Origin of the sequence: Streptomyces sp. CY-1, assembly GCF_047218265.1 — a bacterium.
Taxonomy (GTDB): domain Bacteria; phylum Actinomycetota; class Actinomycetes; order Streptomycetales; family Streptomycetaceae; genus Streptomyces; species Streptomyces niphimycinicus.
In genome coordinates this window covers 4,134,502-4,148,801 of sequence record NZ_CP178393.1, presented here as the reverse complement: position 1 = coordinate 4,148,801, position 14,300 = coordinate 4,134,502, and the positions used below count along the sequence as shown (strand labels likewise).

9 protein-coding genes are annotated in these 14,300 nt (G+C 71.7%); 7 read left to right on the top strand and 2 right to left on the bottom strand.

Going from position 1 to position 14,300, the window contains the following annotated elements:
* The first annotated feature begins 351 nt into the window (after positions 1-351).
* The 6 genes from ACK1X7_RS18035 (at position 352) to ACK1X7_RS18010 (ending at position 8,322) form a co-directional block, all read left to right on the top strand.
* The gene (locus ACK1X7_RS18035; protein ID WP_059145677.1) at positions 352-642 is read left to right on the top strand and encodes a hypothetical protein; all 291 of its coding nucleotides are present in this window, start codon (positions 352-354) and stop codon (positions 640-642) included.
* The gene (gene malQ / locus ACK1X7_RS18030; RefSeq protein WP_385145450.1) at positions 642-2,897 is read left to right on the top strand and encodes a 4-alpha-glucanotransferase; all 2,256 of its coding nucleotides are present in this window, start codon (positions 642-644) and stop codon (positions 2,895-2,897) included. The genes ACK1X7_RS18035 and malQ overlap by 1 nt, the downstream gene beginning before the upstream one ends.
* 146 nt (positions 2,898-3,043) lie before the next feature.
* Positions 3,044-4,813 carry an alpha-L-fucosidase gene (locus tag ACK1X7_RS18025; RefSeq protein WP_390793187.1) on the top strand — a complete coding sequence of 590 codons (1,770 nt, stop codon included), beginning with the start codon at positions 3,044-3,046 and terminating at the stop codon, positions 4,811-4,813.
* Positions 4,814-4,908: 95 nt separating this feature from the next.
* On the top strand, positions 4,909-5,151 hold the full coding sequence (locus tag ACK1X7_RS18020; RefSeq protein ID WP_014060726.1) for a hypothetical protein: 243 nt from the start codon (positions 4,909-4,911) through the stop codon (positions 5,149-5,151).
* 297 nt (positions 5,152-5,448) lie between these two features.
* A complete protein-coding gene (locus ACK1X7_RS18015) occupies positions 5,449-6,423 on the top strand; it encodes an acyl-ACP desaturase (protein ID WP_216344942.1) in 975 nt (324 codons plus the stop codon).
* 78 nt (positions 6,424-6,501) lie between these two features.
* Positions 6,502-8,322 (top strand): tetratricopeptide repeat protein, encoded by a 1,821-nt coding sequence (locus ACK1X7_RS18010; RefSeq protein ID WP_413115346.1) that lies wholly within the window; start codon positions 6,502-6,504, stop codon positions 8,320-8,322.
* A gap of 101 nt (positions 8,323-8,423) precedes the next feature.
* Here ACK1X7_RS18010 and pepN read toward each other — a convergent pair whose 3' ends face one another.
* Together pepN and ACK1X7_RS18000 are read right to left on the bottom strand one after the other, a co-directional pair.
* Complete coding sequence (pepN, locus tag ACK1X7_RS18005) at positions 8,424-10,994, bottom strand: aminopeptidase N (RefSeq protein ID WP_385158408.1); 2,571 nt, start codon at positions 10,992-10,994, stop codon at positions 8,424-8,426.
* Positions 10,995-11,158: 164 nt separating this feature from the next.
* Positions 11,159-12,184: an aspartate-semialdehyde dehydrogenase gene (locus ACK1X7_RS18000; protein ID WP_385156300.1), complete on the bottom strand. Its 1,026-nt coding sequence runs from the start codon at positions 12,182-12,184 to the stop codon at positions 11,159-11,161.
* Between the two features lie 315 nt (positions 12,185-12,499).
* Here ACK1X7_RS18000 and ACK1X7_RS17995 point away from each other — a divergent pair, with 315 nt between their 5' ends.
* Positions 12,500-14,233, top strand: coding sequence for a TIGR03767 family metallophosphoesterase (locus ACK1X7_RS17995; RefSeq protein WP_413115345.1), 1,734 nt, complete (start codon positions 12,500-12,502; stop codon positions 14,231-14,233).
* Positions 14,234-14,300 lie beyond the last annotated feature (67 nt).

The following is a 14,300-nucleotide window of genomic DNA, read 5'->3' as shown; positions in this document are numbered from 1 at the left end:
CACGGGCCTCTCCTCGATCCAGATAGCCGGTCCCCGTAGAAATGGCGCCGATAGGCGTGAGCCCACCACCAGGCCGGTGAGGGTGTCAACGCGGGCGACCGAACTGTCGGCATTGCCGTGTGCGCGAGGCATCGGGCGGACCGGGGCCGGGCGCGGCACGCCCGGCGCAAGTCTGACGGACGAAGGGCGGTCCTGTTCGTAAACTCTGTGCTCCCGATCCCTTACAACCGTGAAATCGCCGCCCAGAGGGCATGTGACCTACAGCACGTACGGGGGGCGTCTACGTCTGCATCCGTCCGGAGCGGGTAGGGCTCGAGATGACCCACTGCCGACAACCCCACGGAGGTCCGTGTGGCCGCGTCAGCTCAGCTTCTGCTTTCCGCCCTGTCCAAACCCGGACCCGAGGCGTCCAGTGAACCGGATCCCTTCGACGGGGTCTCCGACCCCGACTGTGGACTGTGCGGCCTGGACGGCTTCGGGTCCGGAAGCGCCACGGAGGCGCCCCTCACCAGCGAGCCCCCGCTCGCCGACAACGTTCCCCTGACCAGCGAGCCCCCGCTCGCCGCCGAACGTCCCCTGACAAGTGAGCCGACCGCCGCCCTCACCGGCGTGGGCGCGGGCTGCGAGCCGATGGAGTACTGATGGGCAGAGCGCGGCTCGCCGAGCTGCACGGAGTCGCCACCTCCTACGAGCCCGCCCCGGGCCGCACCGTCCAGGTGCCCGAGGACACAGTGGTCGCCGTACTGGCCGCGCTCGGCGTGGACGCCTCGACCCCCGAATCGGTACACGAAGCGCTGGACCGGCATGAGCGCCGGCGGCGCGACCGACTGCTGCCCCCCTGCGTGGTGGTGCGCCCCGGCAAGGCGCCACGCCTGAGCCTGCCCGAGGGCACGGCGCTGCGGGTGCGCCCCGAGGACGGCGCGCCGCACACGTGGGGGCGGGCGGCCGCGGGGACCCGTGGGGCGGATGGCCCCCTTACGGAGGCCCGCACAGACAGCGCTCATAGGGACGGCGCTCATACGGGTGGAGTTCTTACGGGCGGCGTTCATCAGGGTGGCGCTCATACGGGTGGCGTTCTTACGGAGGGCACCGCCGCCGACGGCCTCCTTACCGCGCTCACCGCGCTGCCGCCCGGCGCCCACACCCTGCTCGCCGAGGCCCCCGACGGCCGCCGCGCCACCGCCCCCCTCATCGTGGCCCCCGACCGGATGCCGTTATCCCCGGTCCGCAGCCACGGCTTTCTGGTGCAGCTCTACTCGCTGCTCTCCGCGCGCTCCTGGGGCATGGGCGACCTCGGCGACCTGGCCGATCTGGCCGCCTGGTCGGGACGGGCCCTCGGCGCCGGTTTCATCCAGATCAACCCGCTGCACGCCGCAGTCCCCGGCACCCCGGGCGCGCCCACCGACCCCTCGCCCTACCGCCCCTCCTCGCGCCGCTTCCCCGACCCGGTCCATCTGCGGATCGAGGACGTGCCCGAATACGTCCAGTTGCGCGGCCGCGCCCGGGAGCGGGCCGATCAGCTCCTGGAGGCCGCCGCGGCCCTCCGTACGTCCGTCCTGCGCGAGGGCGCCCTCATCGACCGGGACGCCGTCTGGGCCCTCAAGCGCGAGGCGCTGGAGCTGGTGCGCACGGTCCAGCTCAGCCCCGGCCGCCGCGCCGCCTACTGTGACTTCCTCGCCGAGCGCGGCCAGGCCCTGGAGGACCACGCCCTGTGGTGCGCGCTCGCCGAGACCCACGGCCCCGAATGGCGCACCTGGCCCGGCGGCCTGGCCGATCCGCGCTCCGCCGGCACCGCCCGGGCGCGGGCCGAGCATCTGGACCGCACCGACTTCCACTGCTGGCTGGCCTGGCTCACCGACACCCAGCTCGCGGCCGCCCAGCGCGCCGCACGCGACGCGGGCATGGGCATCGGCCTCGTGCACGATCTGGCGGTCGGGGTCCATCCCTCGGGCGCCGACGCCTGGGCGCTCCAGGACGTCTTCGCCTCCGGCATGTCGATCGGCGCGCCCCCGGACGCCTTCAACTCCCGGGGCCAGGACTGGGGCCTGCCCCCGTGGCGCCCGGACGCGCTCGCCGCCACCGGCTACGCCCCCTACCGCGATCTGCTGCGCGGCCTCTTGCGGCACGCGGGCGCGCTCCGTATCGACCATGTGATGGGCCTCTTCCGGCTGTGGTGGGTCCCCGAGGGACGTGAGCCGACCGAGGGCTGTTACGTCCGCTACGACGCGGAGGCGATGCTCGGCGTGCTCGCCCTGGAGGCGCACCGGGCCGGAACGGTCGTCATAGGGGAGGACCTGGGGACGGTCGAACCCGGTGTGCGGGAGGAGCTGGAGCGGCGCGGGGTGCTGGGGACGTCGGTGATGTGGTTCGAGCGGAACTACAACGGAGCGGGCGCGACGGGCGCGGCCCGGCCGCTGTCCCCCGGGGAGTGGCGCGCCGACTGCCTGGCCACCGTGACGACCCACGATCTGCCGAGCACGGCCGCCCGGCTCACCGGCGACCATGTCGAACTCCGGCACCGGCTGGGCCTGCTGACCCGCCCCCTCGCCGAGGAGCGCGCGGCGGACGCGGTGGAGGTCGCCGAGTGGCTGGCGCTGCTGGGGCGGCTCGGGCTGCTGCCGGAGGGGCCGGGCGACGAGGAGGGGGCGGTCAAGGCGGTCCACCGCTTTCTGCTGCGCACTCCGGCGAGGATGGTGGGCGTATGGCTGCCGGACGCCGTGGGGGACCGCAGACCGCAGAATCTGCCGGGCACCTGGGATCAGTACCCCAACTGGCGGCTGCCGATCGCCGACGCCGAGGGGCGCCCGATGTCCCTGGAGGAGTTGGTCGCCTCGCCCCGGCTGCGCGAGCTGATGGCCGAGGTGGCCCGGCTCGCCCCTCGTGGCGCCGCACGGTAGCTGCCTCGCCCCATGGCTGCCTCGATCCGCCCATAGGTTGGATCTCTGCTTTGCGCAGTCTCCCCCGAGCGCCTCACCTCTGGCAGTCTGTCATGGACACCGCCATAGAGATCCGATCAATGACGACCGGAGAGCTGGAGGGGACCATGGCCCGATCCCTGGGCGGAACGCCCGGCACCCACCGACCACGCGGACGACGGCGCGCGCTGCTCGCGCTCCGCGCCCTCGCCCTGGCCGCCCTCGCGGCCGCCGCCGTCCCTCCCGCCTCCGCGCAGGCCGCCCCCGCGCAGGCCGCCCCCGCGCAGGTCCCGGAGCAGGCCGCGCGGGCCGGATGCCAGGGGCCCGTCACCCCCGCCCCGCAGCAGACCGTCGAGGACTGCGACACCCCCGCCCGCATCATCGACAAGGCCGTCCACACCGTCCCCACCCCCGGACAGCGGGCCTGGCAGAAGCGCGAGATCACCGCCTTCACCCACTTCGGCATGAACACCATGACCGGCCGCCAGTGGGGCTCCGGGGCCGAGGACGAGAAGCTCTTCGACCCGCCCGGGCTCGACATGGACCAGTGGATGCGGGCGTACAAGGCCGCCGGTGCCCAGCAGGTCATGCTCACCGCCAAGCACCACGACGGCTTCGTGCTCTACCCGAGCCGCTATACGGACCACGACGTCGAGGCCAGCCCCTGGTGGACGAACGGCCCCGGCGGCAGGAATCCCGACGGCGATGTGCTGGGCGCCTACGTCGAGGCCGCTCGTAAGGCGGGACTCAAGGTCGGCGTCTATCTCTCGCCCGCCGACGGGGCCGAGCTGCCGCACGCCTGGCACGCCCGGTGGGTCGAGAAGATCCGCGAGAAGCAGCAGAACGGCGAGGAGCTGTCGCTGCCCGAGCGCATGGCCCTGGCGGACGGCGACCGCGCGCCCGCCGGCCAGGGCCGCTACGGCAACGGCAGCAAGCCCGGCGAGCGCACCATCCCCACCCTCGTCCCCGGCGACGACCGGGCGGACAAGGTCGCCTCGGGCGCGCTGCCCACCTTCCGCTTCGCCGCCGACGACTACGACGCGTACTACCTCAACCAGATCTACGAGATCCTGACGCAGTACGGCCCCATCGACGAGTTCTGGCTGGATGGGGCCAACCCCTGGGGCGGTGCGGGCGTCACCCAGAACTACAACGTCAGGAACTGGTTCGAGCTGATCCGCGCGCTCTCCCCGGACGCCGTGGTCTTCCAGGGCGCGCAGGGCGTGCGCTGGGTGGGCAACGAGGACGGCATCGCCCGGGAGACCGAATGGTCGGTGACCCCGTCCGCGGTCGACCCGTGGACGGTCGTCGGCGGCGGGCTGCCCAATGACTCCACCGACGCCGACATCGGCTCGCGCGCGAAGCTGACCGCGCCGGGCGTGCGCCATCTTCAGTGGTACCCGGCCGAGGCCGATGTCTCGATCCGCCCCGGCTGGTTCCACGACCCCGCGGAGCGGCCCAAGACCCCCGGCGAGCTCATGTCGCTGTACGAGCGCAGCGTGGGCCGCAATGCCTCGCTGCTGCTCAACGTCCCGCCCGCGAAGAACGGCCGGATCGACGACACCGACATCGCCTCCCTTACGGCCTTCGGCACAGCCGTAAGGACGACATACGGCACCGGAGCGCGGCCGTCCACCGGCCATCCGGTGACCTTCGACCGGGTACGGCTCGGCGAGGACATCCGCCGGGGACAGCGGGTGGAGGAGTTCACCGTGCAGGCCCGGGTGGCGGGGACATGGCGGGACATCGCCTCCGGTACGACCATCGGGGCCCGGCGCATCCTTCCGCTGGCCGTGCCCGTCACCGCCGACGGGCTGCGGGTACGGGTCCTCGCCTCCCGCGCCGCGCCACGGCTGCTGCCGCCCACCGTCCACCTCGGCGCGGCGGGCCGCCGCTGAGCCGACCTCCGAGGCCGCGGTCATGGCCATCTCAACACGGTGGTAAAGGCCACCCCGGGCACGCGGCGCCGGGGGGCATCGGATAACTTGAGTCCGTGAGCAACAAGGTCAAAAAGAACGCCGTGCGCGCCGGTGCAGTCATCGCCGCGACAACGGCGATGCTGCTGATGTCGTCCCCCGCGTTCGCGCTCACCCGCGACGACGGTGACGACCCGGGTCCGGGCCTGAGCGTCGCCGAGACGCTGGGCCTCTATGTCGCCGCTCCGATCATTCTCTTCCTGGTGATCGCGGGTCTGGTGATGGCGGGAGACAGGAAGTCCCGTAAGCAGACCGACTGAGGCGATTGATCGACGAAGCGCGCGCACGCCGCTGCGGAGCGCCCCGGCCATCCGGCCGGGGCGCTTTTGTCGTGTATGGGGTGGACGGTTTCGCTCCGGCCGCCGGTCCGTGCCGGCTAGGCCATCCGCGCCGCGCCGCGTTCCGCCGCCCCGGATCCCCAAGTGCGACCGCGTCACGTCGAGTTCACCATGTGCCATCCACAGGCCCCGGGCCGTTTATTTTCGCTTTAACCTACGGTGTCGTAACCTACGGGTCCGTAGGTAATGCCCGTCGCCCCCGTCCCCTGGAGCGCCACCGTGACACTCGCCCCTACCCACCGCCCCGGTCAGGCCGTATGGAGCGATACCCAGCTCCTGTACGCGCTTGAAGAGGTGGTCGAGACCGAGCTCAACCGGCATCTGGCGGTCGCCAAGGAGTGGATGCCGCACGAGTACGTCCCGTGGAGCGACGGCCGGAACTTCGACGGTGTCATGGGCGGTGAGGCATGGGCGCCCGACCAGTCCAAGGTCAGCGACGTCGGCCGGATCGCACTCGTGGTGAACCTCCTCACCGAGGACAATCTCCCCAGCTACCACCACGAGATCGCGACCCTCTTCGGCCGGGACGGCGCCTGGGGCACCTGGGTGCACCGCTGGACGGCGGAGGAGGGGCGCCACGGCATCGTGATGCGTGACTACCTGCTGACCAGCCGCGCCGTCGACCCGGTGGAGCTGGAGCGGTTCCGCATGGCGCATATGTCCGAGGGCTTCGAGTCGGACAACCAGCACAGCATGCTGCACACCGTGGCGTATGTCGCCTTCCAGGAGCTGGCCACCCGCATTTCGCACCGCAACACCGGCCATCACTCCGGCGACCCGGTCTGCGACCGGATGCTGGCGCGCATCGCCACCGACGAGAACCTGCACATGATCTTCTACCGGAACCTGCTCGGGAAGGCGTTCGAGCTGGCCCCCGACCAGACCATGGGCGCCGTCCGCGATGTGGTGGTCAACTTCCGGATGCCGGGTCATGGGATGCCCGGCTTCGAGCGCGCCGCCGCTCAGATCGCCATTGGCGGCATATACAACCTCCGCATCCACCATGACGACGTGCTCCAGCCCGTGCTGCGCTTCCTGAAGGTCCTGGAGATCGGCGGGCTCGGTCCGGAGGGGCTCAAGGCGCAGGAGGAACTGGGTCTCTACATGGGTGGATTGGACGATCAGGCCACCAAGTTCGACGAGCGGCGCGAGGCGCTGCTGGCCCGTCGCAGGGCCCGTGCCGAACGTTCGTGATCACTCTGGCACCATCGGGTGATGGTCGAACATTCATCGCAAGGGACGTCCGGCGCGGCTCACGGTGAAATGCCCGCCATGGCGGACCGGATGGCGGCGGATCAGGAGCCTGTCGACGAGCCGGAGCAGGAGCCGGAGCCGGATCCGGCGGCCGAGGCGGCCCGGCTGAGGGCCGCCGCGGCCGCGGGGAAGCCGGATGCGTACCGGGCCTACGCCGAACTCCTCACCGGCGAGGGCCGTTTGGACGAGGCCCTGCCATGGTGGGCCAGGGCCGCCGACGCCGGGGACGCGGACGCCTCGCGCACGCTGGCGATCTGTCACAAGGACCGCGGCGAGTTCGCCGAGGCCGAGCGGTGGTACCGCACGGCCGCCGATCGCGACGGCGGCTGTGCGTTCGGTCTGGCCCGGCTGCTGCACGAGGCCGGCGATACGGCCGGTGCCGAGACGTGGTACGAGCACGGGGCCGCGCTCGGCAGCGTCGAGTGCACGACCAACGGCGCCGTGCTGCTGGCCGCCCGCGGCGAATGGGACACCGCACTGGAGCGGCTGGCCGAGGCGTCCGCCCGGGGCGACGACATCGCCACCCGCACCCGCCGGGCCATCCAGAACATGCTGAGCGACCTGGACGGCTGGCGCGAGGCCCTCGCCCGGGCCGAGGCCGAGGGCGACCCCGAGGAGGCGTACGAGGCGCTGCGCGACCTGCTCGACCCGGACCGCAGGGCGATGTTCGCGCGCTACCCCCGGATGGTCGCGGAGGCCGAGGCGCTGTACGCCCGGGCGGCCGCGGTCGGCAGCGCCAAGGCGCTGGTGGACCAGGCCCTCTTCATCGCCCGCGACGACAGCCGCTGGGACGAGGCCCGCGCCCTCGTCGAACGCGCCCATGAGCGGGGCTACGACGGTGCGGCGTACGTCCTCGGCGTCTGGGCGGAGGAGAACGGCGAACTGCGCACCGCCGAGGAGTGGTACCGCACGGCCGACGAGGCGGACGGCGGCCACATATGGGCCTGCTTCAACCTCGGCGTGCTGTGCGTACGGCAGCGGCGGCTGGATGAGGCGGAACGGTGGCTGCGGGCCACGGGGCTCGACGGTCGCGGGGGCGCCGAGGGGGTGGATGCGGAGGGCCGGGGGCCGTTTGACGAGGGCGACGAGCGGGTCGTCCGGGCGCTGGAGGACATCGCCGCGATCCGCGCCGACCCCGAGCGGATGCCGCCCGCCGAGTGGGGGGAACGCCTGCCCGGGCTGCGGGCCCGCGCCGAGGAGGGCGGCCCGGACGCCTGGTGCGCGTACGCCGACGCGCTCGACCGGCTGTACCGGCTCCCCGAGGCCGCCGAGTGGTATCGCAGGGCGGGCACCCCGCGCGCCCTGCTCGCCCTCGGCCGGATGCTGTACGAGGTGGGCGGTGCCACGGGACTGCGGATTGTGCCGTACTTCGAGCCCGCGGCGGCGGAGGGCGATGCCGGGGCCGCGTACGACATCGGCCGTATTCACGACGAGGCCGGGGACCGGCGCACCGCCCAGATCTGGTTCCGCCGGGCCGCCGACCTCGGGCACGGGCGGGCCGCGTGGTGGCTCGGCTGGACGTCGGAGGAGCGGGGCGGCGATCCGCAGCACGCCGAGCGCTGGTATGTGCGCGCCGCCCGCAGCGGTCTGGTGCCGCCCGCGTTTCTCGCGGGGCGCAGCATGGTTCGGCGCGGTGCCTATGGTGAGGCCGAGCCGCTGCTCAGGGTGGCGTGCGAGGGGGAGCACGAGGAGGCGCCGTACTGGCTCGCGCAAGCGTTGCGGGGGTTGGGGCGGGTGGAGGAGGCGGAGCGGTGGCTTCGGGTGGCTGCCGAGGCGTACCCGGACGTTCTCCGCCAATACGGCCCGATGGCACGTCTGGCCATGCCTGACCCTGGCTGACCCATTTGTGGGCAATCGTCCCGTGGGGCGGGACGATTGCCCACAACCAGATGGGTGGCGCAGTGCGGGGCCATACGCCCCGCACTGCGCCACCAATGCCGTCAGCTCGCCGCGGCGTCCGCGGCTTGGGCGCGGAGGGCGCGTTCGATGCCTGCTCGGGACTCCGTCATCAGACGCCTCAGCGCCGCCGTGGGCTCGGCCGACGCGAGCCACGCGTCCGTCGCGTCCAGGGTCTCCTGGGAGACCTGGAGCGCCGGGTAGAGCCCCACCACGATCTGCTGCGCCATCTCATGGCTGCGGCTGTTCCAGGTGTCCTTCACCGCCGCGAAGTACTTCTCCGTGTACGGCGCCAGCAGCTCCCGCTGGTCGGTCTGGACGAAGCCGCCGATCACCGCCTCCTGCACCGCGTTCGGCAGGGTGTCGCTCTCCACGACCGACGCCCACGCCTCCGCCTTGGCCTCCCGCGTCGGCCGCGCGGCCCGAGCCATCGCGGCGTAGCGCTCGCCCGCGGAGGTCTTGTCGCGCTCCAGCTCCGCCGCGATGGCCCCCTCGTCCGCCCGCCCGGTGGCGGTGAGCCGCTGGAGCAGTGCCCAGCGCAGCTCGGTGTCGATGGCCAGGCCCTCGATCGTCTCGGTGCCGTCGAGCAGCCCGGCGACCAGGTCGAGCTGCGCGTCCGTACGGGCGGTCGCGGTGAAGGCCCGCGCCCAGGCGAGCTGGTGGTCGCTGCCCGGGGCCGCCGCCCGCAGATGGTCGAGCGTGGCCTCGGTCCACTTGGCCAGGCCCGTCTCGCGCCAGGCCGGGGCCGCGTACAGGTCCAGGGCCAGCTTCACCTGGCGGTGCAGCGACTGGACGACGCCGATGTCGGACTCCTTGGCGATGCCCGAGAGCACCAGCGCCAGATAGTCGCGGGTGGCCAGTTCGCCGTCGCGGACCATGTCCCAGGCCGAGGCCCAGCACAGCGCGCGCGGCAGGGACTCCGCGAAGTCGCCCAGGTGCTCGGTGACGACGGCCAGCGAGTCCGGGTCCAGCCGCACCTTCGCGTAGGTGAGGTCGTCGTCGTTGAGCAGGATCACCGCGGAGCGCTTCGCGCCGATGAGCTGCTCCACCTGGGTCAGCTCACCGTCCACGTCCAGCTCGATGCGCTCGGAGCGGATCAGCTTGCCGGTCGCGTTCAGGTTGTAGAGCCCGATGGCGATGCGGTGCGGCCGCAGCGTCGGCTCGCCCTTGGCGCCCGGCGGCAGCGCGGGGGCCTCCTGCCGCACCGCGAAGGAGGTCACGGTGCCGTTGGCGTCCGTCTCGATCTCCGGCCGCAGCACATTGATGCCCGCCGTCTCCAGCCACTTCTTCGACCAGGTCTTCAGATCGCGCCCGCTGGTCTCCTCCAGCGCGCCGAGCAGATCCGACAGCCGGGTGTTCTTGTAGGCGTGGCGCTTGAAGTACGCCTGGACGCCGCTGAAGAACTCGTCCATCCCGACGTACGAGACCAGTTGCTTGAGCACCGAGGCGCCCTTGGCGTACGTGATCCCGTCGAAGTTGACCAGGACGTCGTCCAGGTCGTTGATCTCGGCCATGATCGGGTGGGTGGACGGCAGTTGGTCCTGCCGGTAGGCCCACGTCTTCATGGAGTTGGCGAAGGAGGTCCAGGACCGCGGCCACCTGCTGCCCGGCGCATGGGCCTGGCAGGCGATCGAGGTGTAGGTGGCGAACGACTCGTTCAGCCACAGGTCGTTCCACCACTCCATGGTGACGAGATCGCCGAACCACATATGGGCCAGCTCGTGGAGGATGGTCTCGGCCCGCGTCTCGTACGCCGCGTCGGTGACCTTGGAGCGGAAGACGTACTGGTCGCGGATGGTCACCGCGCCCGCGTTCTCCATCGCGCCCGCGTTGAACTCCGGCACGAAGAGCTGGTCGTACTTGGCGAACGGGTACGCGTAGTCGAACTTCTCCTCGAACCACTCGAAGCCCTGCCGCGTCACCTCGAAGATCGCGTCCGAGTCGAGGTACTCCGCGAGCGAGGGACGGCAGTAGATGCCCAGCGGCACCGAGCGGCCGTCCTTCTCGTACGAGCTGTGCACGCTGTGGTACGGGCCCGCGATCAGCGCGGTGACATACGTCGACAGGCGCGGGGTCGGCTCGAACCGCCAGACGTTGTCCTTCGGCTCCGGCGCGGGCGAGTTCGAGATCACCGTCCAGCCCTCGGGTGCCGTCACGGTGAACTGGAACGTGGCCTTCAGGTCGGGCTGCTCGAAGTTGGCGTACACCCGGCGGGCGTCGGGCACCTCGAACTGGGTGTAGAGGTACGCCTGCTGGTCGACCGGGTCGACAAAGCGATGCAGCCCCTCACCGGTGTTGGTGTACGCGCAGTCCGCGACCACTCGCAGCTCATTGCGCCCGGCCAGCAGCCCCGGCAGCGCGATCCGCGAGTCCTTGAAGACCTCGTTCGGGTCGAGCGCCTCGCCGTTGAGCACCGCCTCGTGCACCGTGGGCGCCACCAGGTCGATGAACGACTCCGCGCCCGACTCGGCGGCGTCGAAGCGCACCGTGGTCACGGAGCGGTAGGTACCGCCCTCCTGGGCGCCGCTCAGGTCCAGTTCGATCTCGTACGCGTCCACCGTGAGGAGGCGCGCCCGCTGCTGCGCTTCCTCCCTTGTGAGGTTGGTGCCAGGCACGTCGGCTAACTCCCGTTCGTCATGTGCGGTACGCCATGCGTCAGGCGGATGGCCATCCTCGCACGTCGGCCGGTCGGCGTCGGTAGGACAAAGGGCGGCTGAACGGGAGGAACACCGAGGGGGAGCGGCCGGCCGGCCGCTCCCCCTCGGACGAGGCGTGGGCGTCAGCTCAGGTCGGCCGCCACCAGCTCGGCGATCTGCACCGCGTTCAGCGCGGCGCCCTTGCGCAGGTTGTCGTTGGAGAGGAACAGCGCGAGACCGTGCTCGACCGTCTCGTCCACCCGGATCCGGCCCACATAGCTGGGGTCCTGGCCGGCGGCCTGGAGCGGGGTCGGGATCTCCGAGAGCGCCACGCCGGGGGCCGCGGCCAGCAGCTCGGAGGCGCGCTCCACGCTGATCGGACGCTCGAAGCGGGCGTTCACCTGGAGCGAGTGGCCGGTGAAGACCGGCACCCGGACACAGGTGCCGGACACCTTCAGCTCCGGGATCTCCAGGATCTTGCGGCTCTCGTTGCGGAGCTTGTGCTCCTCGTCGGTCTCGAACCGGCCGTCGTCGACGATCTTCCCGGCCAGCGGGAGCACATTGAACGCGATCGGGCGGGCGTACACCTCGGGCTCGGGGAAGTCCGCCGCCGCGCCGTCGTGGGTGAGCTCGGCCGCGCGGTCGGCGGTCTTGCGGATCTGGCTGTCCAGCTCGGCGACGCCGGACAGCCCGGAGCCGGAGACGGCCTGGTAGGTGGTGGCCACCAGGGCGGTGAGCCCGGCCTCGGCGTGCAGCGGGCGCAGCACGGGCATGGCGGCCATGGTGGTGCAGTTCGGGTTGGCGATGATGCCCTTGGGGCGGTCCACCGCGGCATGCGGATTGACCTCGGCGACGACCAGGGGCACCTGGGGGTCCATCCGCCAGGCCGAGGAGTTGTCGATCACGACGGGGCCCTGTGCGGCGACCTTCTCGGCCAGCGCCCTGGAGGTGGCACCGCCCGCGGAGAACAGGACGATGTCCAGACCGGAGTAGTCGGCCGTGGCGGCGTCCTCGACGGTGATCTCGGTACCGCGCCACGGGAGCGTGCGGCCCGCCGAGCGGGCGGAGGCGAACAGGCGCAGCCGCTCGGCCGGGAAGTCACGTTCGGCGAGCACCCTGCGCATCACTCCGCCGACCTGGCCGGTCGCTCCGACGATTCCGATCCTCATATCAGCCCTTTTCCTTGGTTGTGCCTGTTCGAGGCGCCTACCCTCCTGGCAAGTGTCTCAGGCGGGTCCGTTACCGTCCCGTGATTTATCCCACGGCGGGGGCGGTTCCCAGGGTGGATGAACGCCGAGTGAGCGCGAGAATGCCTGTTCACGAGGGCGCGATGACCGTTTGCTACCGCCAAGATCCACGTGTGGAGATCGGCGACCCGCGTTGCCGCCTCGTTCACCGCCAGGCCATTCCCGATGCCAACGATCCGAGGTGAGGACAGCGTCGCTGTCCGCCCGTTTCCGCGTGTCCACTCGGGGAGATCGCGCATGTCCCGCATACGGTCCGCCGCAGCAGCCGTCGCCCACCTCGATCGGCGCACCTTCCTCGCCGCAACCGCCGCCACCGGTGCCACGGCCGGTCTGGGGCTCGCCTTCGGGCCCGGCAGCGGTTCGGCCGACGCCACGCAGCCCGCCACCGCGCGCGCCGTGGGCCGCCGGGTGGTGCAGGCCCCGGCGGCGCCCTCGACGGCCGGTACGACGCTGGAGACGTTCTCCGCCGCACAGGGCGCCACCGGCTACCGGCGGCTCGCCGCCGGCCCCGCCTGGACCCGCGAGGTCCGCAGCGAGATCACCGGCGCCAAGGGCGGCCGCGAGGACCGGCGCACCGCGCTCGCCTCGTTCGTCCAGCTCACGGATCTGCACCTGACCGACGTCCAGCACCCGATGCGCTACGAATTCCTGCGCAGCGGGCGCGCCGGGGCGTGGCGGCCGCACGAGGCGCTGACCATCGCCGGGGTCGCCTCGCTCATCGAGCGGATCAACGGGCTGCGCGGCGGACCCGCCACCGGGGCGCCGCTGTCGTTCGTCATGACCACCGGCGACAACACCGACAACAACGCCAAGATCGAGCTGGAGTGGTTCCTGGCCGCGATGAACGGCGGCCGGATCACTCCCAACACCGGCGATCCGCGCCGCTACGAGGGCGTCCAGAACAGCGGGCTCAAGGAGTTCTGGCACCCCGAGGAGGCGCTGCGCGACGCCGACAAGAAGCTCGGCTTCCCGCGCATCGACGGCTTCCTCAAGGCCGCGCTGCGCACCGTCAACAGCCCCGGGCTGCGGCTGCCGTGGTACTCCACCATCGGCAACCACGACGACCTGGCGGGCGGTGTCTACTCCCTCGGCCACAACTACTACGCGGACTTCGCCACCGGGAAGCGCAAGCTGGAGATCATCCCGGCCGATGACGCCGAGCGGCTCTTCAAGGGCACACGCGTCGGGGGCGACCCCAAGGGCGTCCAGATGAAGGCGCTGCTGGACGCGCACGCCAAGGACATGCGCACGGTCACCCCCGACGAGCGCCGCGCGCCCTTCACCCAGGCCGAGTACCTGGCCGCGCACCTGGACCCGGCCGCCACCGGCCCCGGTCCGGTCGGCCACGGCTACACCAAGGCCAACCTCGAGCAGAACACCCTCTACTACTCGTTCCGGGTCTCCGAGAACGTGATCGGCATCAGCCTGGACACCACCGACCCGGGCGGCCACTACACCGGGTCGCTCGGCACCGCCCAACTGCGCTGGCTGGAGCGGACCCTGAAGGCCCACAAGGACGACTACGTGATCGTCTTCAGCCACCACTACAGCCGCAGCCTGGACAACATGAACCACGACCCGGCCCGGCCGGGCGAGGCCCGCCACGGCGGGGACGAGGTCGTCGCCCTGCTCCAGCGCCACCCCAAGGTGCTGGCCTGGATCAACGGCCACAGCCACAAGAACGAGATCACCCCGCGCGGCACCTTCTGGGAGATCACCACCGCCTCGCATGTGGACTTCCCCCAGTTGGCCCGGGTGTTCGAGGTCGTGGACAACCACGACGGCACGATCTCCCTGTTCACCACGCTCATCGAGTCGGCCGCGCCGCACCGTACGGACTTCTCGGACCTGTCCCAGACCGGGCTCGCGGCGCTCTACCGCGAGCTGTCCTTCAACGCGCCCGGCGCCAGCCGGAAGCTGGCCGGTGACGCGACGGACCGCAACACCGAGCTGCTGCTGCGCAAGCCCTGAGCCCTGCCCTGGGTCTGAGTCTGGGTCTGGGTCTGGGCCGCGCGTTCCGGGTGACCCGATGCCCCGC

Coding starts and splice junctions, on each gene's coding strand:
- malQ (WP_385145450.1), top strand. CDS start 642: ATGGGCAGAGCGCGGCTCGCCGAGCTGCACGGAGTCGCCACCTCCTAC.
- ACK1X7_RS17995 (WP_413115345.1), top strand. CDS start 12,500: ATGTCCCGCATACGGTCCGCCGCAGCAGCCGTCGCCCACCTCGATCGG.
- ACK1X7_RS18010 (WP_413115346.1), top strand. CDS start 6,502: ATGGCGGACCGGATGGCGGCGGATCAGGAGCCTGTCGACGAGCCGGAG.
- ACK1X7_RS18000 (WP_385156300.1), bottom strand. CDS start 12,184: ATGAGGATCGGAATCGTCGGAGCGACCGGCCAGGTCGGCGGAGTGATG.
- ACK1X7_RS18025 (WP_390793187.1), top strand. CDS start 3,044: ATGGCCCGATCCCTGGGCGGAACGCCCGGCACCCACCGACCACGCGGA.